At 37.1% G+C, this 23,892-nt stretch carries 21 protein-coding genes and 1 other annotated feature; of the genes, 16 read left to right on the top strand and 5 right to left on the bottom strand.

The features are described 5' to 3' along the window. Positions 1 to 214 precede the first annotated feature (214 nt). The 4 genes from opp4A (at position 215) to IE222_RS10135 (ending at position 4,918) form a co-directional block, all read left to right on the top strand. Positions 215 to 1,933: an oligopeptide ABC transporter substrate-binding protein gene (gene opp4A / locus IE222_RS10150; RefSeq protein ID WP_191272379.1), complete on the top strand. Its 1,719-nt coding sequence runs from the start codon at positions 215 to 217 to the stop codon at positions 1,931 to 1,933. Positions 1,934 to 2,111: 178 nt separating this feature from the next. Next, positions 2,112 to 3,077, top strand: coding sequence for an oligopeptide ABC transporter permease (opp4B, locus tag IE222_RS10145; protein WP_191272378.1), 966 nt, complete (start codon positions 2,112 to 2,114; stop codon positions 3,075 to 3,077). Positions 3,078 to 3,088: 11 nt separating this feature from the next. After that, the gene (gene opp4C, locus IE222_RS10140; protein ID WP_191272376.1) at positions 3,089 to 4,000 is read left to right on the top strand and encodes an oligopeptide ABC transporter permease; all 912 of its coding nucleotides are present in this window, start codon (positions 3,089 to 3,091) and stop codon (positions 3,998 to 4,000) included. Positions 4,001 to 4,171: 171 nt separating this feature from the next. Then, complete coding sequence (locus tag IE222_RS10135; protein WP_191272374.1) at positions 4,172 to 4,918, top strand: YjbA family protein; 747 nt, start codon at positions 4,172 to 4,174, stop codon at positions 4,916 to 4,918. A 52-nt stretch (positions 4,919 to 4,970) separates the two neighbouring features. Here the strand turns inward: IE222_RS10135 and trpS are convergent, their stop codons facing one another. Beyond that, entirely contained in the window at positions 4,971 to 5,960 is a 990-nt protein-coding gene (trpS, locus tag IE222_RS10130) for a tryptophan--tRNA ligase (RefSeq protein WP_191272372.1), read from the bottom strand. Positions 5,961 to 6,007: 47 nt separating this feature from the next. Further along, positions 6,008 to 6,259 (bottom strand) — a binding site (T-box leader). A 462-nt stretch (positions 6,260 to 6,721) separates the two neighbouring features. Between trpS and IE222_RS10125 the strand changes: the two genes are divergently transcribed. The 7 genes from IE222_RS10125 to IE222_RS10095 all read left to right on the top strand — a co-directional run bounded on the left by IE222_RS10125 (position 6,722) and on the right by IE222_RS10095 (position 14,348). Further along, positions 6,722 to 8,320, top strand: coding sequence for a peptide ABC transporter substrate-binding protein (locus IE222_RS10125; protein ID WP_191272633.1), 1,599 nt, complete (start codon positions 6,722 to 6,724; stop codon positions 8,318 to 8,320). 101 nt (positions 8,321 to 8,421) lie between these two features. Further along, complete coding sequence (locus IE222_RS10120) at positions 8,422 to 9,357, top strand: ABC transporter permease (RefSeq protein ID WP_191272370.1); 936 nt, start codon at positions 8,422 to 8,424, stop codon at positions 9,355 to 9,357. A gap of 2 nt (positions 9,358 to 9,359) precedes the next feature. Next, positions 9,360 to 10,283, top strand: coding sequence for an ABC transporter permease (locus IE222_RS10115; RefSeq protein ID WP_191272368.1), 924 nt, complete (start codon positions 9,360 to 9,362; stop codon positions 10,281 to 10,283). A gap of 4 nt (positions 10,284 to 10,287) precedes the next feature. Continuing rightward, complete coding sequence (locus IE222_RS10110; protein WP_191272366.1) at positions 10,288 to 11,355, top strand: ABC transporter ATP-binding protein; 1,068 nt, start codon at positions 10,288 to 10,290, stop codon at positions 11,353 to 11,355. Continuing rightward, complete coding sequence (locus tag IE222_RS10105) at positions 11,356 to 12,291, top strand: ABC transporter ATP-binding protein (protein ID WP_191272364.1); 936 nt, start codon at positions 11,356 to 11,358, stop codon at positions 12,289 to 12,291. Positions 12,292 to 12,424: 133 nt separating this feature from the next. Then, a complete protein-coding gene (locus IE222_RS10100) occupies positions 12,425 to 13,285 on the top strand; it encodes an ABC transporter permease subunit (RefSeq protein WP_191272363.1) in 861 nt (286 codons plus the stop codon). Further along, positions 13,278 to 14,348, top strand: a complete 1,071-nt coding sequence (locus tag IE222_RS10095) for an ABC transporter permease subunit (protein ID WP_191272361.1) — start codon at positions 13,278 to 13,280, stop codon at positions 14,346 to 14,348. Before IE222_RS10100 ends, IE222_RS10095 begins: the two co-directional genes overlap by 8 nt. A gap of 158 nt (positions 14,349 to 14,506) precedes the next feature. Here the strand turns inward: IE222_RS10095 and IE222_RS10090 are convergent, their stop codons facing one another. After that, on the bottom strand, positions 14,507 to 14,692 hold the full coding sequence (locus IE222_RS10090; RefSeq protein ID WP_191272643.1) for a hypothetical protein: 186 nt from the start codon (positions 14,690 to 14,692) through the stop codon (positions 14,507 to 14,509). Positions 14,693 to 15,236: 544 nt separating this feature from the next. On the opposite strand from IE222_RS10090, the gene spxA reads away from it, so the two are divergent. The 5 genes from spxA to pepF all read left to right on the top strand — a co-directional run bounded on the left by spxA (position 15,237) and on the right by pepF (position 21,691). After that, on the top strand, positions 15,237 to 15,632 hold the full coding sequence (gene spxA / locus IE222_RS10085; protein WP_191272359.1) for a transcriptional regulator SpxA: 396 nt from the start codon (positions 15,237 to 15,239) through the stop codon (positions 15,630 to 15,632). Between the two features lie 343 nt (positions 15,633 to 15,975). Beyond that, positions 15,976 to 16,641, top strand: a complete 666-nt coding sequence (gene mecA, locus IE222_RS10080) for an adaptor protein MecA (protein WP_191272357.1) — start codon at positions 15,976 to 15,978, stop codon at positions 16,639 to 16,641. Between the two features lie 290 nt (positions 16,642 to 16,931). Further along, entirely contained in the window at positions 16,932 to 18,443 is a 1,512-nt protein-coding gene (cls, locus tag IE222_RS10075) for a cardiolipin synthase (protein WP_191272355.1), read from the top strand. Positions 18,444 to 18,527: 84 nt separating this feature from the next. Next, positions 18,528 to 19,730 carry a competence protein CoiA gene (locus IE222_RS10070; RefSeq protein ID WP_191272353.1) on the top strand — a complete coding sequence of 401 codons (1,203 nt, stop codon included), beginning with the start codon at positions 18,528 to 18,530 and terminating at the stop codon, positions 19,728 to 19,730. Positions 19,731 to 19,867: 137 nt separating this feature from the next. After that, a complete protein-coding gene (pepF, locus tag IE222_RS10065) occupies positions 19,868 to 21,691 on the top strand; it encodes an oligoendopeptidase F (protein WP_191272351.1) in 1,824 nt (607 codons plus the stop codon). Positions 21,692 to 22,099: 408 nt separating this feature from the next. Here the strand turns inward: pepF and IE222_RS27065 are convergent, their stop codons facing one another. The 3 genes from IE222_RS27065 to IE222_RS10055 form a co-directional block, all read right to left on the bottom strand. Further along, positions 22,100 to 22,249, bottom strand: a complete 150-nt coding sequence (locus IE222_RS27065) for a hypothetical protein (protein WP_502253061.1) — start codon at positions 22,247 to 22,249, stop codon at positions 22,100 to 22,102. A gap of 323 nt (positions 22,250 to 22,572) precedes the next feature. Continuing rightward, positions 22,573 to 23,454 (bottom strand): ClpXP adapter SpxH family protein, encoded by an 882-nt coding sequence (locus tag IE222_RS10060; RefSeq protein WP_191272350.1) that lies wholly within the window; start codon positions 23,452 to 23,454, stop codon positions 22,573 to 22,575. Then, the gene (locus IE222_RS10055) at positions 23,435 to 23,848 is read right to left on the bottom strand and encodes a globin domain-containing protein (protein WP_191272348.1); all 414 of its coding nucleotides are present in this window, start codon (positions 23,846 to 23,848) and stop codon (positions 23,435 to 23,437) included. Before IE222_RS10055 ends, IE222_RS10060 begins: the two co-directional genes overlap by 20 nt. Positions 23,849 to 23,892 lie beyond the last annotated feature (44 nt).

Raw genomic sequence — 23,892 nt, 5'->3', positions numbered from 1 at the left:
GTTAAAGGTCATTGTTGATTTTTTAACTCTGTTGATTGTGTAGCGGAAGGTGCGGAAGACTCCTGCGGGAGTACGGAGCAGGTGAGACGCCCACAGGTGCCTAAGCGCCGAGGAGGATCGCCGGGACGCCCGCGGAAAGCGAAAACCTGTAGCGTAAATCTACAGCCAAGTTTAACACAGCCAAAAAATTAAAAAACTTTTAGGGGGGAACCTAATGAAGAAGAAAAGTATGCTTATGTTAGCTGTTTTAATGCTTGTCCTGTCAGCTTTCTTGGCTGCATGCAGCGGCAGCGACAAAGCAGGCACAAAGAAAGAAGACGACAACAAAGGTAAGTCTGGCGAAACAGCTGGTGAGCCGCAAGATGGTGGTACATTAGTGTACGCACTTGATTCTGCTCCAGAAGGTAAATTTAATTATGCATTTTATGGAACAGCCACAGATGCAGAAGTAATTGATTTCTTTGATGAAAATTTAATCGATTATGATGAGCACTTAAAGGCACAGCCGCATATTGCTTCATGGAAAACAGAAGACAATAAGGTGTTCGATTTTGAAATTAAAAAAGGCGTTAAATGGCAAAACGGTGATGAATTATCAGTAAAAGACTGGGAATTCGCATTATATACAATTGCTGATAAAGAATATGAAGGTCCACGTTTTGATAATGTAAGAAATATCTTAGGCGCACAAGCTTATCATGATAAAAAGGCAGACAAAATCGAAGGTATTAAAGTTATTGACGATTATCATATCCAAATTACATTCGATAAGGCACGAGTAAACAACCTGGATAACCTTTGGACTTATCCAATGAACCGTACTGCATTTAAAGGAATTGCTGTCAAAGATATGATGAGTTCCGAGGTGGTTCGAACTAAGCCAGTCGGTTTAGGACCATTTAAAGTAACCAAGATTGTACCTGGTGAATCAATTGAAATGGAACGCTTTGACGAATATTTTGGTGGTAAACCACATATCGAAAAAGTTGTTGTTAAAGTAATCGACCCATCCCTTTCTGTTGGGGAACTAAAAAACGGCACACTTGATATGACATCTTTCCACCCAAGCATTATTGATCAAGTAAAAGCACTTGATAATGTAAACGCAATTACCTATCCTGGTGTTAGCTATTATTATGTTGGTTTCCGTTTAGGTACTTGGGATGGCGAGAAAAACGTCATGAACGATCAAAAATATCAAAATGTTAAACTACGTGAAGCAATGTTTTATGCAATTAACCGTGAAGAGTGGGTTAAGGCATTCTTCTTTGGTGTAGGTAAACCAGTTAACCGTCCAATCCCTACTAATCACTGGATTGCTGCGGATAATAAGGATCTTGAACAGTTTGCTTATGATCCGGAAAAAGCAAAGCAATTGTTAGATGAAGCAGGTTACAAAGATAAAAATGGCGACGGCTTCCGTGAGGATCCAAATGGCAAGGAATTTGTTGTGAACTTCAGCCATTATGCTACGCAAAATCCAACATTTGAAGCTCGTGCAAAAGCATTGACACAATATTGGGAAGCTGTTGGTTTAAAAACAAAACTGACAATGACTGATGTAAACCTATACTACGATATGCTTGAAAAAGCTGATAAGTCTGTGGAAGTATTCTTTGGCGGCTGGTCAACTGGTTCCGATCCTGATCCAACTCCACTTTGGGGTTCTAAAGCACTTTGGAACTATCCACGCTGGGTAAATGCTGATAGTGATAAATTATTGGATCAAGCACTTGATATCAGTATAGTTGGAACAGACGACCAAAAACGTAAAGATCTTTACGTTCAATGGCAAAAACTATTCATGAAAGAGCTTCCTGTGCTTCCGATCGCAGAGCTTGAAGAAACAATGGCCGTTGCTAAGCGAGTTCAAGGCGTAACCTTTGACGTTTCTGGTATGAACCGTCCGAATAATTGGTGGATAAAACAATAATCACAGCAGACTAACATGAATAAAACTATGTTAAATACCTGCTATGATTGATCAACGCTTAATTAGTTCAAATGGGATGGAGGCACGCATAGTACTATGCTTAGCCTCTCCTATTTGAACGATTTAGCTACATATTTACTAACATATTTAGCGTAGTTTATAGACAAGGAGAATGCACATGCTAAAGTATGCATTTCGAAGAATTTTGGGCATGATTCCGATGTTATTCCTGATCTCCATTATTGTCTTCACCTTAGCAAAATTAATGCCTGGTGATTCTCTTTCTGGTGAAATTGATCCTAGAAATACAAATCCACAATATATCCAGGAAATGAGAGAAAAATTGGGCTATAACGACCCGCTTCCACAGCAATATTTTCGTTGGATTGGGAATTTCGTTCAAGGGGATTTTGGAAAATCAACCCGTTTTAAAATTGAAGTTTCGGAAGTCCTTAGTGAACGCCTGCCAAATACGATTATGCTTGGGCTTACTTCAATCATTATTACTTATATCCTGGCATTTTTTATGGGTACCTATTCTGGACGAAAGCCATATACTTTTGGGGACAATCTCATTGGCGGACTGAATTATTTAGGATTATCTATTCCGTCATTTGTTGCGGGTGTGTTTGCCATTTTCCTATTTTCATTTACGCTAGGATGGTTTCCATCAAACGGTTCTGTAGATATTGGTACAACAGAAGGAACATTGGAATATTGGTTAAGCCGCTTTCATCATGTATTATTACCAGCACTTGTTCTTGGCTTATTAAGTACTGCAAGCTATACTCAATTTTTACGAAATGACATTATTGAAAATAGCCGTAAAGACTTTGTCCGTACAGCTCGTGCAAAAGGGACACCGGAAAGAAAAATTTATAATGTTCATATTTTGAGAAATTCAGTGATCCCGCTTATTACCTTCTTAGGGTTTGACCTGGTTGCTATAATCAGCGGTGCGATCATTACTGAAACCATTTTTACTTATCCAGGTCTCGGACAGCTGTTTCTTCAATCCGTAGGAACAAGGGATTATCCGGTTTTAATGACTTTGACAATGTTATTCTCTTTCTTAACACTAGTCGGCAACCTTATCGCTGATATTTTATATGGTGTTGTAGACCCGAGAATTAGGTTAGATTAGGGGGAGATCAAATGGAAATTGTGACTCAGAAAGATACCAATGTAAAGACTCACCCCCCGAAAAAAAGTTTATCTCCATGGGCAATGGCACGAAGAAAATTTGTTAAAAATAAATTAGCGATGACTAGTTTGATTTTTCTAATTACAGTTGCGATTGTTTCCTTCTTGGCTCCTTATATTACAACGGCGGATGTTTCAAGGATCAATATTGGTCAAATGTCTTTAGAACCATCCAGCGACCACTGGCTGGGAACAGATAAAGCCGGCCGGGATGTATTCACAAGGCTTCTTTACGGCGGCCGAATTTCTCTCTTGGTTGGACTAAGCTGTACATTGTTTGTAATTTTCCTTGGTACATTGATTGGTTCAGTTGCTGGCTATTTTGGCGGAGCCGTAGACAACATTTTAATGAGATTTACCGATTTAATTTTAAATTTTCCTTTTTTAGTATTCGTCATTGTAATTAATGCAATTCTTTTTGGGAAAGTAAACGGATTATGGGTTTTGATTCTTGTGATAAGTATACTGAGCTGGGGGGGGATTGCAAGGATTGTCAGAAGTAAGGTATTGGCAGAAAAAGAGAATGAATATATTACGGCAGCTATTTCCATCGGGTGCTCACCTGCTAAAATAATCGTAAAACACCTATTGCCTAATATAATGTCAACTATTATTGTGCAAGCAACAATCACTTTTGCTACTATGATCGTTGCAGAAACCGGTTTAAGTTTCCTAGGATTTGGTGTTCCGCAGGAAATCCCTAGCTGGGGCAACATGCTGAATTCGGCGGTTGAACCTGATGTCCTGCAATTTAAATCATGGATTTGGATGCCTCCAGCTTTGATGATTACAATTACCATCTTATCTATTAATTTTATTGGTGAAGGTTTAAAGGATGCCTTTAATCCTAAATCGAGAAGATAAAAATCTACCATTAAGATATGGTAGATTTTTTAATTTACGCCTCTATTTCTTTACCGTACCAATCCTTTAAATTGTTAGTACTTTGTCCCCAAAATATATATCTTGAGGAATAAATTAACTGCACCCTGCCCATACTGAGAGACAAATAGCTACTAGAAGTGAGGGGTTGTTATGTTGTATCTTCATGATGTTTGGGTGAATTGGTTTGAAGGGGAAGAGAACGGTTATAATGTTTGCCACTTTCATGAATGGCGTAAAGATGATGCTGTAGAACTCCTAGATCAAGTCCCGCTGATAAAAGTCGAATCTGTTCTATTCCATTATATTGAGAATGACCTATCTGAATTACCGCAGCCATTATTAGATGAGATTTATCAAAAAGCCTATCTAAGAAAAAACCACGAAAGAATCCAGCTGGAATATTGCTTTGTTGTTACGGATGGAGTGGGAATTCTCGCTGTAGATACTATTGGGTATAATATACCTATTCGTAAGAGTAGGTTAATTCCTAGACAGGAACAGCTTGTATACGAAATGATTGCCACGCATGAAGCGAAGAAATACCAATTTTACCCACGGCGAGAAGAGAAGGAATTTCATATTTTATCGCCAGATCCTGATCTGATGAGAGGATTAACAAGAAAAGAACGGCAATTAAAGCAGCTTTTATTTATGGCTCTTGATCAATTATTCTCATCAAATAATGAGGCAGAGGTAAGATACTGGTATACAGAATGGTGCCCAGAACGTTATTCGCATATTCAAGAAATGAATTTTGAAATGGCTTGGGAGCAGTTGTTTGAAGAAACAAAATACGGCTGGTCAAAGAAGCATGAAATTTTCTGTGAAAATATCATTAAAGGACAACCATTTTTCGAAAAACTTTGGGAAATGGAAAATGGTTCAAAAGTAAATTAAAAGCCTGATGCAAAGGGAATGTTTCCATACCCTTTGTTATCAGGCTTTTTTCTTATCTTTTTTTTCTACCAAGACCCATTGCCTTTTCCATCTTTTTAAGGGTTTTGCCTGCAACTATGTTTGCTTTTTCAGCACCGTGGTCTAAAATCTCATCAAGTTCATTTGAATCCACAAGCTGATAGTATTTTTCTTGAATTGGCTTTAAATAATTTGCTACAACCTCAGCTAAATCACCTTTAAAATCTCCATATCCTTTGCCACTATACATTTCTTCAAGTTTCTCAATCGTATGACCTGAAAGGATAGAATAAATCGACAATAAATTCGAGACGCCGGGTTTATTGTCTTTATCGTATTTTATAATTCCTTCAGAGTCGGTAACAGCACTTTTAATTTTCTTTACAATTTGATTAGGTTCGTCTAATAGTGAAATAAACCCTTTTTTATTTGGATCTGATTTACTCATTTTTTTCAATGGATCCTGCAGCGACATAATACGCGCACCAACCTTAGGCAGGCTTATTTCAGGAATTGTTAAAATGTCATTATATTTTTTATTAAATCTTTCGGCAAGATCCCTGGTTAATTCCATATGCTGTTTTTGATCTTCACCGACAGGCACAAGATCGGTATTATACAGTAGAATATCTGCAGCCATTAATGGCGGATACGTTAATAAGCTTGCAGATACAGCTTCTTTTCCTGCTGATTTATCTTTAAACTGCGTCATCCGCTCCAATTCCCCGATATAAGATATACATTGCATCATCCAGCCTGCTTGTGCATGTGCCGGTACTTCAGATTGAATAAACAAAGTTGCCTTTTCAGGGTCGATTCCTACTGCAAGATACAATGCTGCCAGGCTGCGAATATTTTTACGAAGATTTTGCGGGTCCTGAGGAACCGTAATTGCATGCTGATCGACAATACAAAAGAAACAATTATAATCATTTTGTAAATCGACAAATTGTTTTAATGCCCCTAAATAGTTACCAAGTGTAATCATTCCACTTGGCTGAATCCCAGAAAAGATTGTTTTCATTCCTTATTTCCTCCTAAAAATATATAAAAAAACCATTCATCCCCAAAAATAGGGACGAATGGCTCGCGGTACCACCCTAATTACTCAAAGAATTGAGTCTCTTAAGTTTTGATTGTCTTTAATACAATCAAAAATCCTTCTAACGCAGGAAAACGTCACTCCCTACTGCCGTTAAAAAATTAGGTTTCGGGAAGAAGCTCAAAAGTCCATTCAGTATTCACATCATGTTTGTTCACACCAGCCACAAACTCTCTAAAATGATGTAAAAAATACATACTACTCTTTATCATCGCATTTTTCTTCGTAATTATTTCTATTATAAATGAAGCACATAATTATTTTCAAGTATGTGAAAAATATTCCGTGAAGGAAAGTGGGTGATAGTATATTAAAATAACTTAATTAAATGATAATCTCTTGAAAAACTATGCTAATATGAAAAGTAAGAAAATTCTGTAAGCGTTATCATTTTTGTCTGAAGTCCGACAAAAATATAAATAAAAAAGTAAAGTAAACGTTGAATTTAAAGGGTTTGAATGAAGTTTAAAAATAAAGAAGAAGGTTTTATACCACACTTTTTTTCTAGGAATACTAATAATTTGCTAGATGTTGAAATTAATTTTCAAAAAGGAATGTACAAATAATTTTAAAATATGTATAATAGGCAATGTAGTAATTTTTCAGAAAAATAGAAAAAGGGAGGTCTACAAGTGAAGAAAACAAAACTTTCACTACTACTGGTACTATCGCTAGTGTTAAGCATGTTCCTAGCTGCTTGTTCAGGCGGCAAAGATAATGCAGACGGCGATAAAGGTAAAACAGGAGAAGACGGTAAGAAGGACGCAGCGCAAGAACTACGGATTAATATCAGCACTGAGCCTTTCTCATTGCATCCAGGTCTTGCAAACGATTCCACTTCAGGCGGTGTCATCAGACAAATCTATGATGGCTTAACTCGTATAGGTAAAGATGGTAAGCCTGAAATGGCAGCAGCAGAAGATGTAAAAACTTCTGATGATTTAAAGACTTATACATTTAAGCTTCGTGATGCTAAATGGTCTAACGGAGATCCTGTTACTGCAGAAGACTTCGTTTATGCATGGCAATGGGCAGTTGATCCTGCAAACCAATCACAATACGCATATCAACTGTATTATGTGAAAAATGGTCAAGCAATCAACGAAGGAAATGCAAAAGCTGATACACTTGGCGTAAAAGCTATTGATGACAAAACATTGGAAGTAACATTAGAAAACCCAACTCCTTATTTCTTGGAGTTAACAGCTTTCTACACATACTCTCCAGTTAATAGTAAAGTTGCAAAAGCAAACAAAGACTGGTATAAAGATGCGGGCGACCAATACACATCAAATGGACCATTCAAAATGGTTTCATGGGAGCACAGCAGCAAAATTGTCCTTGAAAAGAACGAAAACTATTGGGATGCTGCAAATGTTAAGTTAACGAAGATTTCAATGGATATGATCAATGATGGTAACACAGAACTTAACATGTTTAAGAATGGTGAATTAGATTGGGCTGGTTCTCCACTTGGAAAACTTCCAATCGATGTTCTTCCACAGTTGAAGTCTGATGGTTCACTTCATACACAGCCAATTGCAGGGGTTTATTGGTATAAATTTAATACCGAAAAGCCGCCATTGAACAATGCTAATATTCGTAAAGCACTAGCATATGCCATTAACCGTAAGGCAATTGTAGAAAACGTTACTCTTGGCGGACAAATTCCAGCAATGGCAGCTGTACCACCATCCATGATTGAAGAAAATGAAAAGGGTTACTTCAAAGATAATGATGTAGCGAAAGCAAAAGAATTCTTAGCTGCAGGCTTAAAAGATCTTGGATTAAGCGATGCTTCTAAGCTTCCAACAATTACGCTTTCATACAACACAGATGAAGGGCACCAAAAGATTGCTCAAGCAATTCAAGATATGTGGAAAAAAGAGCTCGGAATCAATGTAAAACTTGAAAACGAAGAATGGAAAGTTTACATTACGAAGCTTCATTCCGGCGATTATCAAATTGGCCGTATGGGCTGGTTAGGTGACTTTAACGATCCAATTAACTTCTTAGAGTTGTTCCGTGACAAAAAAGGCGGCAACAATGATACAAACTGGGAAAACCCTAAGTTCAAGCAATTGCTGACTGATTCTCAAACTGAATCAGATCCTGCAAAACGTTTACAAATGTTAAAAGATGCAGAAGCTATCTTTATTGATGAAATGCCTGTTGCACCAATTTATTTCTACACTAATAGCTGGGTTCAAAACGAGAAGTTAAAAGATGTCGTCGTATCTGGTCTTGGTGACGTACAATTTAAGTGGGCTCATTTTGAATAAACCCAATTAAATGTCCAATTAGAACAAAGGTATATGGGAAATTTCCCGTATACCTTCGTTTCTGATTGGGGTCTTTCTAGCAAAATATGGAGGTGTGCCATTTGGTTAAATATATTAGCAAACGCTTGCTGTATATGATTGTTTCATTATTGCTGATCATTACTGCAACGTTTTTCTTAATGAGAATAGCACCAGGAAACCCATTCACATCCGAAAAAAAATTACCTCCTGAAATTGAGGCAAGCCTTAATGAACACTATGGCCTTGATAAACCTTGGTATGTTCAATATGGGGATTATTTAGGTAGAATTGTTCAATGGGATTTCGGTCCATCCTTTAAATATGAATCACGGACTGTAAATGACTTGATCAATGATGGATTTCCGGTTTCATTAGCGTTAGGATTAGAAGCAATTCTTTTTGCGGTTGCTGTTGGAATTGTATTGGGAGTAATAGCTGCTTTAAGACATAATAAGTGGCAGGATTACACGGCAATGATTGTAGCCGTATTTGGTATATCCGTTCCTTCTTTTATCATGGCAACTTTTTTACAATATTTATTTGCGATTAAATTAGGACTTTTTCCGGTAGCTCGTTGGGAAACGTTTTCACACACAGTCCTGCCGGCGCTGGCACTAGGGGCTACGCCAATGGCATTTATCGCTCGATTAACTCGGTCAAGCATGCTTGAAGTTCTAAGTAATGACTATATTAAAACCGCGAAGGCAAAAGGTTTAAGCAGAGGAGCAATGATTATGAAACATACGATTCGTAATGCGCTACTTCCTGTTGTATCTTATATGGGACCTTTGGCTGCAGGTATTATTACAGGTAGTTTTATTATCGAAAAAATCTTTGGTATTCCAGGCTTAGGTTCACATTTCGTTTTAAGTATTTCTAACCGTGATTATACTGTTATAATGGGTGTTACCGTTTTTTATAGTATTTTATTATTAGTGTCCATTCTCCTTGTCGACATTGCATATGGACTAATAGATCCTCGAATTAAATTGGCTGGCGGGAAGAAAGGAGAATAATTATGCAGCAAATTTCAAAAGAAAAATTTCAAATTGTTGGTGTAAAAGCAACAGATGCCGAGAGAATTTCAAAGCCAAGCCTTTCTTTTTGGAAGGATGTTTCTATTCGTTTCCGAAAAAACAAGCTTGCCATGTTTGGGATTGTTTTATTAATTATTCTTATTTTCATGGCAATCTTTGGACCATATATGACAAAATTTGATTATTCAACAAATGATTTAATGAATACGAATAAACCACCTTCATCAACACATTGGTTTGGTACGGATGACCTAGGTCGCGATATGTTTGCCCGAACTTGGCAAGGTGCCCGAATATCCTTATTTATCGGTGTAGCAGCGGCTATAGTTGACTTTATTATCGGTGTAACTTGGGGAGGAATTGCTGGTTTTAAAGGCGGGCGTGTCGATGAAATCATGATGCGTATTGCTGATATTTTATATGGTGTACCATATTTATTGCTCGTTATTTTATTAATGGTTGTTTTGGGAGCAAATTTAACGACGATGATTATTGCGATGACGATAACAGGCTGGATTAATATGTCCAGGATTGTTCGCGGGGAAGTGTTATCATTAAAGAATCAGGAGTATGTTTTAGCAGCAAGAACACTTGGAGCAAATGTTACCCGTATTATGGGACGTCATTTAATCCCTAATGCGATGGGTTCCATTCTGGTGACCATGACATTAACAATACCTTCTGCTATTTTTACGGAAGCATTTTTAAGTTTCCTTGGTCTAGGGTTAACCCCGCCATTAGCCAGCTGGGGAACAATGGCAAGTGATGGTTTAGCATCTCTTCAATACTACCCATGGCGTCTATTTTTCCCTGCCATTCTAATTGCTCTGACCATTTTCGCATTTAACGTTATCGGTGATGGGCTGCGTGACGCTCTAGACCCACGATTACGGAATAAGGGGTGAGAACATGGAAAAAATACTCGAAGTAAAAGACTTAAAAGTCTCATTCCAAGTATATGGAGGAGAAGTGCAAGCAGTTCGAGGGATAAATTTTGACCTTTATAAAGGAGAAACGCTTGCTGTTGTAGGCGAATCCGGCTCAGGAAAATCAGTTTTGAATCAAACGATTATGAAGCTGATACCCATGCCGCCTGGAAAGATTACTGGCGGGCAGATTTTGTTTCATGGCCAGGATATCGTTAAGAAAACAGATAAGGAAATGGAGAAAATCCGTGGTAAAGAAATTAGTATGATCTTCCAAGACCCGATGACTTCATTAAATCCAACAATGAAGGTCGGACATCAGATCATGGAGGTTTTACTCAAACACCAAAATATGAAATCACAGCAGGCGAAAGAACGGGCAATTGAACTGCTAAGACTCGTAGGAATTCCTATGCCGGAAAAAAGGGTTAACCAATATCCGCATGAATTTTCTGGAGGTATGAGACAGCGTGCAATGATTGCCATTGCTCTTGCCGCTAATCCAAGTCTGTTGATTGCCGACGAACCAACTACAGCATTGGATGTAACGATTCAAGCACAAATTTTAGAATTAATGAAGGATTTACAAAAGAAAATGGATACGTCCATTATCTTTATTACCCATGACTTAGGGGTTGTAGCCAATGTAGCTGACAGAGTTGCTGTCATGTATGCTGGGCAAATTGTTGAAATTGGTACTGTTGATGAAATTTTTTATGACCCGCGTCATCCTTATACATGGGGCTTGTTAGCATCGATGCCAAGCTTAGATAGTGATCATAAGTCAGAGCTTGCTGCCATTCCAGGTACACCGCCGGATTTAACAAATCCTCCAAAAGGGGATGCATTTGCTGCTAGAAATCAATACGCGATGGCTATTGATTTTGAGGAAGAGCCGCCAATGTTCCAAATTTCAGAAACACATTTTGCTAAAACGTGGCTTCTGCATCCAGATGCCCCTAAAGTGGAGCCGCCGGAAGCTGTAAAAAGAAAGATGCGAAAATTATCCTCTACCTTTGATAAACCTGTACTTGTTAAGGAGGGGAAATAAGTGGAAGATAAATTATTAGAAATTAAACATTTAAAACAGTATTTTAATATCGGGCGTCCAAACCAAGTAAAAGCAGTGGACGATGTCAGCTTTGATATCTATAGGGGTGAAACATTAGGGCTTGTTGGTGAGTCTGGCTGTGGTAAATCGACCACTGGCCGGACCATAATCCGCTTATACGATGCTACCAGTGGACAAGTTTTGTTTAATGGAGAAAACGTCCATGGCAAAAAGTCAAATTCGGAATTGAAAAAATTCAACCGTAAAATGCAAATGATTTTCCAAGATCCTTATGCTTCTTTAAACCCACGGATGACAGTTGCGGACATTATTGCAGAGGGAATTGATATTCACGGATTAGCTAAAGGTAAGAAAGAACGAATGGAGCGTGTATACGAGCTGCTTGAAACTGTTGGCTTAAATAAAGAGCACGCGAATCGTTATCCGCATGAATTCTCCGGCGGACAAAGACAGAGAATCGGAATAGCCAGAGCATTAGCAGTTGAACCTGAGTTTATTATCGCTGATGAGCCAATCTCTGCCTTAGACGTTTCAATCCAAGCGCAGGTTGTTAACTTAATGAAAAAACTGCAGCGGGAAAAAGGACTTACGTATCTGTTTATCGCACATGATTTATCAATGGTTAAATATATAAGCGACCGGATTGGGGTTATGTATTTCGGGAAACTGGTAGAATTGGCCCCGGCTGATGACCTTTATAAAAATGCGATGCATCCATATACGAAATCACTTTTATCAGCAATACCGCTGCCAGACCCTGAATCTGAAAGAACCCGCCGCCGTATTTTATATGATCCAGCATCACATCATTATGGTGAAAACGAAAAAGTTGAAATGCGGGAAATTGCTCCGGGTCATTTGGTTTACTGCTCGGAAAATGAATTTGAACAATATAAAACCCAATATAAAAAATAATACGGTCTCAATGAGACCGTATTATTTTTTATACTTTTTAAATATATTGAATTTTATTGACAATATTCCCGTAAACAAGGAAAATTAAGGTGTAACTATGTATATTAATATAGTTATATGAAAGGGGGCAACAATGCGAATATTGCAGCAAGCTGTATTTATTTTTATTATTATTATCTTCCTTGCGGCCATACCTGCGATTATTGAAATAAACCCTTTGGAAAAAAATATAACCTGGAATTTAAGTCAGATGGATCAAATGTATGTAGAGTTTATCCGTGAACTTGCTAGAGGAAGTTTAGGTACATACCAGCTTGGCGGTCAGGTTAGGTACATTGCAGCAGATATTACAAAAAATTTTTTTACCAGCTTTTCAATTTTGCTTGTTGGTGTTCTGGCTGCAGTAGTAACCGGGTTACTATTTGGACTTTTTTTAAGCAGGTTTACCGTAACGCGAATCATTAATATACTTCTAAATATTTTAGCAGCCATTCCTGATTTTATCTTAATCATTTTTTCACTGGTATTGGCGATAAAAATTTATGAAGTTACCGGTGTGAGAATGATTGCTTTCAGACCTGATGCGGGAGCATTAAATACATGGTTTCCAATGATGCTAACGGCTATAGCGCCTACCTTATATATGTTTAAATTAATTGCCGTAAAGTATTATCAGACAAGCGGTGAAGACTATATTCGTACAGCAGTTTCCAAAGGAATGCCTGCAAATTACATAAACTTTCAGCATGTATATAAAAATATTGAACCTTTTATTATTGCGGAATTAACAAAAGTTGTTTCATTAGCAATCGGAAATCTCTTTATTATTGAGTATTTACTTAATGTGCCCGGAGTTACGAAATTTATCTTTCAAAGTAATCAGTTTCAGCCAATTACGATAGGCTTATTTTCTATGTTGCTGATTTCTTTAATCGTTTACTTTTCTATTAGAATAGTACTTTACTTATTCAAAAGAGGATTAATTTATGAATAAAATTTTATCCATCAATTATTCATTATATGCTGGGGTTGTATTAACAGTCCTTCTTATTTTTCTTGCTACTTTTGGCCCTGCTTTGGCCCCTCATACCCTGACAGAGACGCTTAGAACAAGGTATGTAAATGGAACAATAATAGCTCCACCGCTTGAACCATTTCATTCTAAGGATTATCCACTAGGAACGGACCGCTGGGGATATGATCTGTTGTCAATGATTCTGTACGGAATCCGATATACATTAATCATTTCAACTGTCGTGACGATTTTCAAGATGACAGCAGGGACTATAATTGGATTATATGTAGGAACCTGGAAGAAAAGTCCTCAGTGGCTTGAAGCATTTGAGAACGCATGGAGTTATGTACCGCTTTTTATAATCCTGTATTTCTTTCTCATGCCAATTACTTTTGATGAAAAAGTAGAATCATTTATTCTAATCTCTTACTTTATTATCATAGCATCAATTATTAGTATTCCAAGTATTATTTCTTCTGTTCGAAAAAAGTCTAAAGAAATTTCAAAATCAATTTTTATTGAAGCAGCTCAAACTCTAGGAGCAAACCGTCATCGTGTTGTATGGAAGCATATTTTTCCGCAGTTAAAGGAAACATTGCTCGTTATGTTTATTTTAGAAATCGTCCATGTAATTGCGATAATGGGTCAGCTTGCCTTAATGAAAATCTTTATTGGCGGAACAATTTTTAGACCGGATTCACAAATTTACTTATCAATTACGAAAGAAATCGCTGGCTTGGTAGGTTCGGCAAGGGAAAATATTTATAGTAATTCAACTTATATTTTATATATACCATTGATTACGTTACTAATGATCACCCTATCTTTTAATTTATTGGCAAATGGCTTAAAGAATCGCATCCAGTCTGCATATCAGCGCACACCATGGATCAAGACGGGGTTTGAACCTACTTTAGTATCCAAGAGAAAGGTCTATCATGGAAAGCTTCGTTTCCTGCCGTCGGGTGAAAAATTGGCATTGATTATTTTGATTCTTGCATTTGTTGGGGCAGGGACCTATGTGATTTTAAACAAAGGATAATGATATAGGGTTAAGAAATCTAAGCATATATCAATAAATGGTTAGATCCAAACCATTAGAAAAAAAGGACAATATCTGTTTAGATCCAAACCAAGAAGAAAAGGACAATATCTGTTTAGATTTTGTCCTTTACTGCACCAAAGAAATTGTTTGTCTAATTATTTTCTCTTCCCGCCAACAGCTTTCCAGCCTGTTTGAAAACGGGCATTTTGATCAACATATTCACTGCGGCGCTTTCCGCCGAAAAGTCTTTCTCCAATACCATTTGTTATGTCACCCATAAACGCAGTCATACCGATAATTAATAAGGCGACAACTACTAAATCTGTTATGTAAGCAGCCACTCGAGTCCCTCCATGTTCTTTAATCAAATATTTACCTCTATATATTTAATATCCCTCAACCCTATTTTAAAAGAACTTGCTTGAGATTGAAAGGGGAAAGTTTATTAAGTTGCAATCAAATGAATGCGTTTTCATTTAGTTTTTTAATTGAGAATATAGGGATATAGTCACTTGTTTGAAATGTTTACGTTATGTATAACTGTGGTATATAAAAATTACTGAATGAAAACCCACAAAAAAGAAATTTCTCGAAACGAACATTATTATACAGTCTTTCGGAAATATGAAAAATTTTTAGCAAAATTAATAAAATGCATGAAACTTTTTGGGAGATTATTCGTCTAATATAGTGGGACTAAAAACTGCTGAAATATGCGGTTCTTCAATAATTTTTGAAAAAAGGATACCTTTTTTAGAAACAGTGGTGTATAATAAATAATATAAATTACTTATTTATAATAATTATAATTTTGCTTTTTAACTCTCATATATATAGCTTCATCTAAATAGTGGATTGCAAATAAAAGAGGAGTGTGAAGAAAATATGGTTACATTATACACTTCACCTAGTTGTACATCATGTCGCAAAGCAAAGTCTTGGCTAGAAGAGCATGAAATTCCATATAAAGAAAGAAATATTTTTTCTGAGCCTTTATCGATGGAAGAAATTAAGGAAATTCTCCGAATGACGGAGGATGGTACTGATGAAATCATTTCAACCAGATCAAAGACCTTCCAGAAATTAGATGTTAATTTAGATTCAATGCCGCTGCAAGATTTGTTTAAATTAATTAAAGAAAATCCTGGCTTGCTAAGACGGCCGATAATTATTGATGAAAAGCGTCTGCAGGTTGGATATAACGAAGATGAAATCCGCCGGTTTCTGCCTAGAAAGGTAAGAACATTTCAATTGCGTGAAGCACAGCGGATGGTTAATTAACAGTAAAGCCTCTTTATTCAAGGAGGCTTTTTAATATCTCCACAATTTGTGATTTTCCTGATTATTTGCTACAATAAAATGAATATCTTTCATGTGGATACTGTGTGAAAAAGTGTCTCTAGCTCTGTAAATAGGCATTTTAATCGTTTAGTTATATTTCGGATTTTTTATTTCCCTAAAAAGCAATTTTGTCATAAAATGAAAGTACGGGGGTATATAGTTTTCAGAAGGGGAGACCCCTTAAATGGAATAACCCTCTATACGGGAGTAAATACTAAATAGCATTATCTGCCTGGGGGTATTTTTGTCCCTTCAATATGGACAATGGAGGGGAGAGGTAAAGATGGAGATTGAACGTATCAATGAATATACAGTAAAATTTTATATTTCCTATGTTGATATAGAAGAGAGGGGCTTTGATCGTGAGGAAATTTGGTATAATCGCGAACGAAGCGAAGAACTCTTTTGGGAAATGATGGATGAAGTTCATGAAGAAGAGGAGTTCTCTATGGAAGGCCCGCTTTGGATCCAAGTCCAAGCACTTGATAAAGGTCTAGAAGTGCTTGTAACGAGAGCTCAGCTATCTAAAGATGGACAGAAGTTTGAGCTTCCAATTCCAAATGGCAAAATGAAAGATCTGCCTGTTGATGAAAAAATAGAAGAAATCTTGGATCAGCATTTCAATCCCAATTATTCTGATGACGACATCCTCGAAGACGATACATTAGAATTCATACTTGCCTTTAAAGATTTTGAGGATGTAATAAGCCTGAGTTCTCGCCCGGGTTTAGATAGTATAATCACTAAGCTGTATCATTTTGAAAGTAAATATTATCTATACGTAGAATTTCCAGAAGATGCTTTTGAAGAAGAGGAAATCGATGATATTTTAAGTATCCTGCTTGAATATGGTTATGAAACACAGCTGACGATTCACCGAATTCAAGAATATGGGAAAGAAATAATAGCAGACAATGTTTTTGCGGAATTACGAAAATATTTTAGTTAATTAAAGTGCCGATTTCAATATTTGAAATCGGTATTTTTACATAGGAAGAAAAGCGAAAGCGCTTTCGAAACAAGCACAGATTGTTCCTGCGATGATTATTCTAAGGAGTTTTTCTTAGTGGTCAGCCCCGACGAGCATAAGTCGAGCCGGCGAGAAGACTGTTTTTTAGTCTTCTTGACGGATTGGCTGTAGACCATCGAGGGGCTAGGCGCTGGAGCTGGACAATTCTTAATATTGAATTTTTATTTTATTTACATAAAAAATATTCAATGGTCTGGTAGGTGAGGATAATGAAAAACACAGTAAGGGTAATTCTGTTTCTGTTGGTACTATCCATACTTTTGTTTTTCTTTCGAGACCGTTTAGAGAGCGGAATACTTGGCTTCCTTAGCGTGATGATTTCGTTATCAGTCATTTTTATTGGGTTTGTCATCTTTTTAGAAAACAGGCATCCATCTCAAACGATTACATGGCTTGTGGTTCTTGGAAGTTTCCCGCTTGTCGGCTTTATCTTTTATCTCCTTTTTGGCCGGAATTATCGTAAAGAAAAAATGTTCAGGAAAAAATATTTTCTTGATAAACAGGCCTTTTTAACGGTTGAGGGTGAAGATGACCCTAGGAGTGAAGAGAAAAGGGGTTTAATGGGGGAGCATCATGGACAATTATTTACGTTAGCACAGAAGCTTGGAAATAGTCCCATATCCTTTGACACGGCTACGAAAGTTTTAACAAATGGGGATGAAACATTCCGACATATAATCCAGGTATTAAAAAGGGCTAGACATCATATTCACATGGAATATTATATTGTCCGGCATGACCATATTGGCCAGGAAATAAAAAATGTTTTAATTGAAAAAGCAAATCAAGGAGTTAAGGTTCGGTTTATGTATGATGCCGTGGGCTCTTGGCAGCTTTCTAAGACTTACATTAATGATCTGAAAAATGCTGGTATTGAAACAGTCCCCTTTGGCCCAGTTAAATTGCCGTTTTTAAACAATAAATTTAATTTCCGTAATCACCGGAAAATTATTGTGGTTGATGGTACCATCGGATTTGTCGGGGGATTAAATATTGGGGATGAATATTTAGGCAGGGATAAGGAAATCGGATTTTGGCGGGATACACATTTAATGCTGAGGGGGGAAGCAGTAAGAAGCTTACAGTTGATTTTTCTTCAGGATTGGTATTATATGACAAGTCATAGTTTTTTAACTGCAGAATATTTATCCCCGCAAATTGACCTAAAAAGTCATGGCGGTGTTCAGCTGATTGCCGGGGGGCCTGATAACGAATGGAGCGTTATCAAAAATATCTTTTTTTCGATGATAACAGCTGCGAAAAAATCAGTTTGGATAGCATCACCTTATTTTATTCCGGATGAAGATATATTTTCTGCCTTAAAGGTGGCTGCTTTAAGTGGGGTAGATGTAAGGCTGCTTGTTCCAAATCGTCCGGATAAGCGGATTGTTTTCCATGCATCGAGATCATATTTTCCTGAACTTCTTGAGGCGGGGGTTAAAATATTCCAATATGAACGCGGCTTTATGCATAGCAAAATCGTGATAGTTGATAATGAATTAGCCTCTATAGGAACCTCTAATATGGATATGCGAAGCTTTCACTTGAATTTTGAGGTCAATGCCTTTTTATTCCGAACGAAAAGTACGCAAAAACTTGTTGAAGAATATGAGAATGATCTTCAATATTCGAAACAAATAGACTTAAAAGCTTTTGAGGAACGGCATATTGGATTTCGCTTACTTGAATCAACAGCACGGCTTTTGTCTCCTCTTTTGTAAAAAACTCGTCACATTTGGCGGGTTTTTTTTAGAGGATTCCCGCAGATTCTATCGAATTATGTACGGAATAAGGGAGGGGTTCGCTTGTTAACAGCGTGTACAAAAGCGGGAAAAACAATCTGTCTTGGAAATAATCAAAGGAAGGAGGTGCTATTATCTTTACGGGAAAATGAAGAATTTGTCTGCCCGGTTTGCGGAGAGGATGTTGTTCTCAAATTAGGAGATCAGCGAATTTTCCATTTTGCCCACAAACGAGCGGGGACCTGTATTGAACTTTTTGATGGCGAAACTGAAAATCATCTGGAAGGAAAGCTGCAGCTATATCATTGGTTGATGAATCAAAAAATACCTGCAATATTGGAGTATTATGACCGAGGGATTCAGCAGCGGCCTGATATCATGTTCATGTATCAAGGGAAGAAATACGCATTAGAATATCAATGCTCTCCAATACCAGAACATATTTTCAGTAAGCGGACACATTCATATTTACAAAATGGTTACACACCGCTTTGGATCATCTCGAACCAGCATCTTCCTTTTAGAAAAAGTAATATCGCTTCTTTAACAAACTTTCACTATTTATTTTTACGAACATCAGAGATGGGGAATTTGTATATTCCCGCATATTGCCCCGAAAAACGACTTTTTCACTTCATAGATTCCATCATACCTTATTCCGTTAAAAACGCGTTTGCTCATCATTCATTTCACAGGCTGGAGCGAATGAGTTTACAACAATTATTAGCCCCCGCTTTCACATTTAACAAGTTGTCTATCACAAAATGGGAAGCAGTCGTTAATCAATTTAAACTACATTGGGGATTAAACAACGGAGCACGTTCTAATCAATTTCTTCATGAATTGTATAACCGAGAGATGAATCTTTTTTTATTGCCAGCTGAAATAGGTCTGCCTGTACCACATTCTCTATTTATTCAAACTTCAACGGTTGTCTGGCAATCTTATTTATTTTTTGATGTATTGATTGGAAAAAAACTTGGTGATTTTATAACTGTGAATGAGATTACCTATTTTATTAAAAAAAGGATCAGGCGAAAAGAGATTACTATACGCCAGTTACCGCAGCTGGATAAAGTACCATATATGGATGCAATATTGGACTACTTATTTCTATTAGAACGATTAGGTATATTAACCAAGCTGACAGAAACAACATTTCAACTGAAACAAAAAATTTTATTGCCGAGGTCCAATCGTGAGAAAGAAGAAATGTGGCAATCTTTTCATCAAAAAATTAAAGCATTTTCTCGAAATAATAAATGAAAAAAAAGCAATGGGCATAATAATAATGAGTATTCGGTTTTTTCCTGAGATAAAAAAGGAAAATAGACCTAATGAAAAGAATATATGTAAGTGGAATACTATTCGTATTCCGAATAAAGTTGAATGGAGGTCAAATTATGACTAACGAATCGGCTGTAAAATCACTTCCGGCAAGAAGTACACTTCCTGTAGAGGATACTTGGAGATTAGAGGATATTTTTTCGAGCGATGAGGAATGGGAAAAAGAATTTCAAGCAGTAAAAGGTCTAATCCCAGGAATAAAAGAATTTGAAGGTAAACTTAGTGAAAGTGCAGATACTTTTTATAAGGCATTACAATATGAGGACCTGCTTCTCGAGCGGATTGGTAAGTTGTATACATATTCACATATGAGATATGACCAGGACACTACAAATTCTTTTTATCAAGGCTTAGACGACCGGATGAAAAATTTGTATTCACAGGTTGCCAGTGCGTTAGCCTTTATTGTTCCCGAAATTCTTTCCATTGATGAGAACAAAGTAAAGGGATTTTTAAATGAAAAACAGGAATTAAAGCTTTATGAGCATGCAATCGAGGAAATAAATCTCCAGCGGCCGCATGTGTTAAGCGCTGAGCAGGAAGCGCTATTAGCAGAAGCAGGAGAAGTAATGGATGCTTCTAGCAATACGTTTGGGATGCTGAATAACGCGGATTTAGAATTCCCATCCATTAAGGATGAAAACGGACAAGAGGTTGAAATTACTCATGGGCGTTATATTCGCTTTTTGGAAAGTGAAGATCAGCGAGTAAGACGTGATGCCTTTAAAGCGGTTTACAAAACATATGGAGATTTTCGGAACACATTTGCAAGCACATTAAGCGGTAATGTGAAAAAGGATAATTTCAATGCAAGAGTCAGGAAATACGATTCAGCAAGACACGCGGCTCTTTCTACGAATAATATTCCGGAAAGTGTCTATGACAACCTTGTCAATACAGTCAATGAAAATCTCCATTTATTACATCGCTATGTGAAGCTGCGTAAAAAAGTATTAGGATTAAATGAATTACATATGTACGATTTATATACGCCGCTAGTAAAAGATGTAAAAATGGAAATTAAGTATGAAGAAGCAAAAGACATGGTGCTTAAAGGTCTAGCTCCATTAGGTGAGGAATACTGTAAAGTTTTACAGGAAGGTTTTGAAAATCGCTGGGTGGATGTCCATGAGAATAAAGGCAAGCGAAGTGGTGCTTATTCTTCAGGGGCATATGGAACCAATCCATATATCCTAATGAACTGGCAGGATAATGTGAATAACTTATTTACGCTGGCGCATGAATTTGGACATTCGGTTCATAGCTACTATACTCGAAAATCACAGCCGTATCCATATGGCAATTATTCGATTTTTGTTGCTGAAGTTGCTTCAACATGCAACGAGGCGCTGCTTAATGATTATTTATTAAAGACAATTGATGATGAGCAGAAGCGGATTTATTTGTTAAACCATTATTTAGAAGGCTTCCGCGGCACAGTATTCCGTCAGACCATGTTTGCGGAATTTGAGCATTTGATACATCAAAAGGCGCAAAACAACGAAGCATTAACAGCTGATTCCTTAACGGAACTTTACTATGATTTAAACAAAAAGTATTTTGGTGAAGAGGACATTATAATTGACGAGGAAATCGGCTTGGAGTGGGCAAGAATTCCGCATTTCTATTACAATTATTATGTATACCAATATGCGACTGGTTTTAGTGCGGCAACCGCGTTAAGCAAGCAAATCTTAGAAGAAGGCGAATCGGCGGTAAAACGCTATATTGATTTCCTAAGTGCCGGAAGCTCAGATTATCCAATTGAAGTGCTGAAGAAGGCTGGAGTAGATATGACCAGCGCCGATCCGGTTAAAAATGCACTAAAGGTGTTTGAAGAAAAATTAGGTGAATTAGAGCAAATGTTAGTACATGAATAAAATAGGGGCTGGTGCCAGGATGGTACTGGCTCTTTTTTACGTAATAAACGAGATGTATTTTTAAACTGGGTGGATTGACGCCAATTCCATATAGATATTGGATATAAGTGATTCCAATCAAAGCGATTGGCAACAAAACTTAGAGAAAGAGAAGGAGAAGTGATTCCAATCGGGGGTATTGGCAACAACACTCGGAGAAAGAGAAGGAGAAGTGATTCCAATCGGGGGTATTGGCGACAAAACTCGGAAAAAGAGATGGGGAAGTGATTCCAATCAAACCTATAGGCAACAAAAAACTGGATAGATAAGTGACAAAATGATTTCACTCAGGGTTATTATTTATAGAAGACGACATCACTATCCGATTCACCAATAGATAGTGATGTAGAAGCAATTAAAATATCTTTTTTAAAACCCTTTAAACTTTTTCCGATTATTGAAGTAAAGAAGCATGATTAAAATTGAAATAAATAATAGCGGGACACTAATAATTAATGGGAAAACTTTCAATAGAGCAAGTATATGAAGGAAAAATGCTATGACAAAAAAGAGTATCATGATAAAATAAGGAAAACTCTTCAAGGGTGCTATGCCACCTTTAAATTCAGATTTGTCTACTATAAGTCTATTGTCCATTTTGTGAATTTATGACTTTTTGACAATTATGTGAAAAAAAGCACAATCTTATTGTTCGGTATTTAGCTTCATGTTATATTAAATACGGAAGTTGATCACCAACAAACATATACCCCTTTGTTTGACCGTGAAAAATTTCTCCCATCCCCTTTGTTCGTATTTATAGAAAATGCCTTGCAGATTAATAACTGCAGGGCATTTTTTTGAACAATAAAAAATATGTCGGTACTCAAAACCGACATTTATCAATCCTCAATATAGCGCCAAAATGTACCATACTTCGCTGGAACTTGTTCTACCACTTGTTTAAGAAGAAGCTTTTTCATTTCTTTTTCAATATGAGAAATCGGCATGTTATATACCACCGCTATTTCCTTTGATGCAACAAATTTAAAAAATTTCAAAAATGCTTCAAGTGGTGGTGGAGGGGTTTTAACCGGTTTGACCGAAAGCATTTCTTCAAGAATTTGAACATACACTTCGTAAGGATAAGTACCAGTTATCTTAACCCCTTCATCCTCTACATTTTCATTAAAAAATACAAGGGTCGGTATTTCGGTAACATCCATTTCAGTTGTGATTTGTAAGTCGCATTGGAAGGCCTTTGCTGCACTTTCCGAATGCATATCATTTATGAATTCCTCAATATCCAGACCTGCGCTTTTCGCACATTCCAGAAGGACCGTTAAATTAGAAATGTTCTGTTTTTCTAAAAATAACTCCTCCTGCATTCTACGCAGAAAGCGAATCCCTGCACGTCTTCCTTGCAGTTCAGCCGCCTTTAGCGCTATCGAAACATTATAGGGGGCATCCACAGGATTTTCAAGCCATAGACTCCCGTCACAGGACATTCCTGACCTGCTAGCAGTTTTTTCCCAAACCTTAGCGATATTTTCATAATTTTTTTTGCTGCTAAGATTTAAATTTGCCAGTCTTCCACTTAGAACATGTTTTATGGAAAAGTACTTTCCATATTCAATCCGAAGTTTTTTAATAATTGGCTCAAGGGCCCAGCACTCAGGACATAACGGGTCGATAAACATATAAATTTCAATAGGCTTTTTATCATGGCAATGACAATTTTTCTTTGAGCCAGGATACCAAGAGCTATTCACGAATGTCACCATCAATTTCTTCACCCGAATCTGGGGTGTTAATCATATGTTGGGCCGTTAAGTACAGCCGCGAATAAAATTCATCCCGAAGCGGTCCAGTTAACCCTGACTTGTCCATCGCCTCATTCATACATGAAAGCCATGCCCTTGCTCTTGTCGGTGTAACAGGATGGGGCATATGCCGGGCACGCAGCATCGGATGACCGTGTTCTTCTGTATAGAGCGGTGGTCCGCCTAAATATTGTGTTAAGAATTGCTTCTGCTTCCGAGCAGTTTCAGTTAAATCCTTCGGGAATATTGGAGCAAGATCAGGATGTTGTGCAACAAGGCTATAAAAAGTGTCGATTAGATTATGAAGAGTTTTTTCACCAAGACGATCAAATGGTGTCATATTATCCTCAATCATGTTGACAACTCCTTTTCAATTCATTGTATGTTTATTGTAGCAAT

It is taken from the genome of Neobacillus kokaensis (assembly GCF_014656545.1).
In the GTDB taxonomy this organism is placed as follows: Bacteria; Bacillota; Bacilli; order Bacillales; family Cytobacillaceae; genus Neobacillus; species Neobacillus kokaensis.
Note: the sequence above shows the minus strand (reverse complement) of the source record. Positions and strands in the feature narration are given on the sequence as shown.

What these genes read in the sequence shown, in the direction of transcription:
- opp4A (WP_191272379.1), top strand. Translation starts at nt 215, where the DNA reads ATGAAGAAGAAAAGTATGCTTATGTTAGCTGTTTTAATGCTTGTCCTG.
- opp4B (WP_191272378.1), top strand. Translation starts at nt 2,112, where the DNA reads ATGCTAAAGTATGCATTTCGAAGAATTTTGGGCATGATTCCGATGTTA.
- opp4C (WP_191272376.1), top strand. Translation starts at nt 3,089, where the DNA reads ATGGAAATTGTGACTCAGAAAGATACCAATGTAAAGACTCACCCCCCG.
- IE222_RS10135 (WP_191272374.1), top strand. Translation starts at nt 4,172, where the DNA reads ATGTTGTATCTTCATGATGTTTGGGTGAATTGGTTTGAAGGGGAAGAG.
- trpS (WP_191272372.1), bottom strand. Translation starts at nt 5,960, where the DNA reads ATGAAAACAATCTTTTCTGGGATTCAGCCAAGTGGAATGATTACACTT.
- IE222_RS10125 (WP_191272633.1), top strand. Translation starts at nt 6,722, where the DNA reads ATGTTCCTAGCTGCTTGTTCAGGCGGCAAAGATAATGCAGACGGCGAT.
- IE222_RS10115 (WP_191272368.1), top strand. Translation starts at nt 9,360, where the DNA reads ATGCAGCAAATTTCAAAAGAAAAATTTCAAATTGTTGGTGTAAAAGCA.
- IE222_RS10110 (WP_191272366.1), top strand. Translation starts at nt 10,288, where the DNA reads ATGGAAAAAATACTCGAAGTAAAAGACTTAAAAGTCTCATTCCAAGTA.
- IE222_RS10100 (WP_191272363.1), top strand. Translation starts at nt 12,425, where the DNA reads ATGCGAATATTGCAGCAAGCTGTATTTATTTTTATTATTATTATCTTC.
- IE222_RS10095 (WP_191272361.1), top strand. Translation starts at nt 13,278, where the DNA reads ATGAATAAAATTTTATCCATCAATTATTCATTATATGCTGGGGTTGTA.
- spxA (WP_191272359.1), top strand. Translation starts at nt 15,237, where the DNA reads ATGGTTACATTATACACTTCACCTAGTTGTACATCATGTCGCAAAGCA.
- mecA (WP_191272357.1), top strand. Translation starts at nt 15,976, where the DNA reads ATGGAGATTGAACGTATCAATGAATATACAGTAAAATTTTATATTTCC.
- cls (WP_191272355.1), top strand. Translation starts at nt 16,932, where the DNA reads ATGAAAAACACAGTAAGGGTAATTCTGTTTCTGTTGGTACTATCCATA.
- pepF (WP_191272351.1), top strand. Translation starts at nt 19,868, where the DNA reads ATGACTAACGAATCGGCTGTAAAATCACTTCCGGCAAGAAGTACACTT.
- IE222_RS27065 (WP_502253061.1), bottom strand. Translation starts at nt 22,249, where the DNA reads ATGATACTCTTTTTTGTCATAGCATTTTTCCTTCATATACTTGCTCTA.
- IE222_RS10060 (WP_191272350.1), bottom strand. Translation starts at nt 23,454, where the DNA reads ATGGTGACATTCGTGAATAGCTCTTGGTATCCTGGCTCAAAGAAAAAT.
- IE222_RS10055 (WP_191272348.1), bottom strand. Translation starts at nt 23,848, where the DNA reads ATGATTGAGGATAATATGACACCATTTGATCGTCTTGGTGAAAAAACT.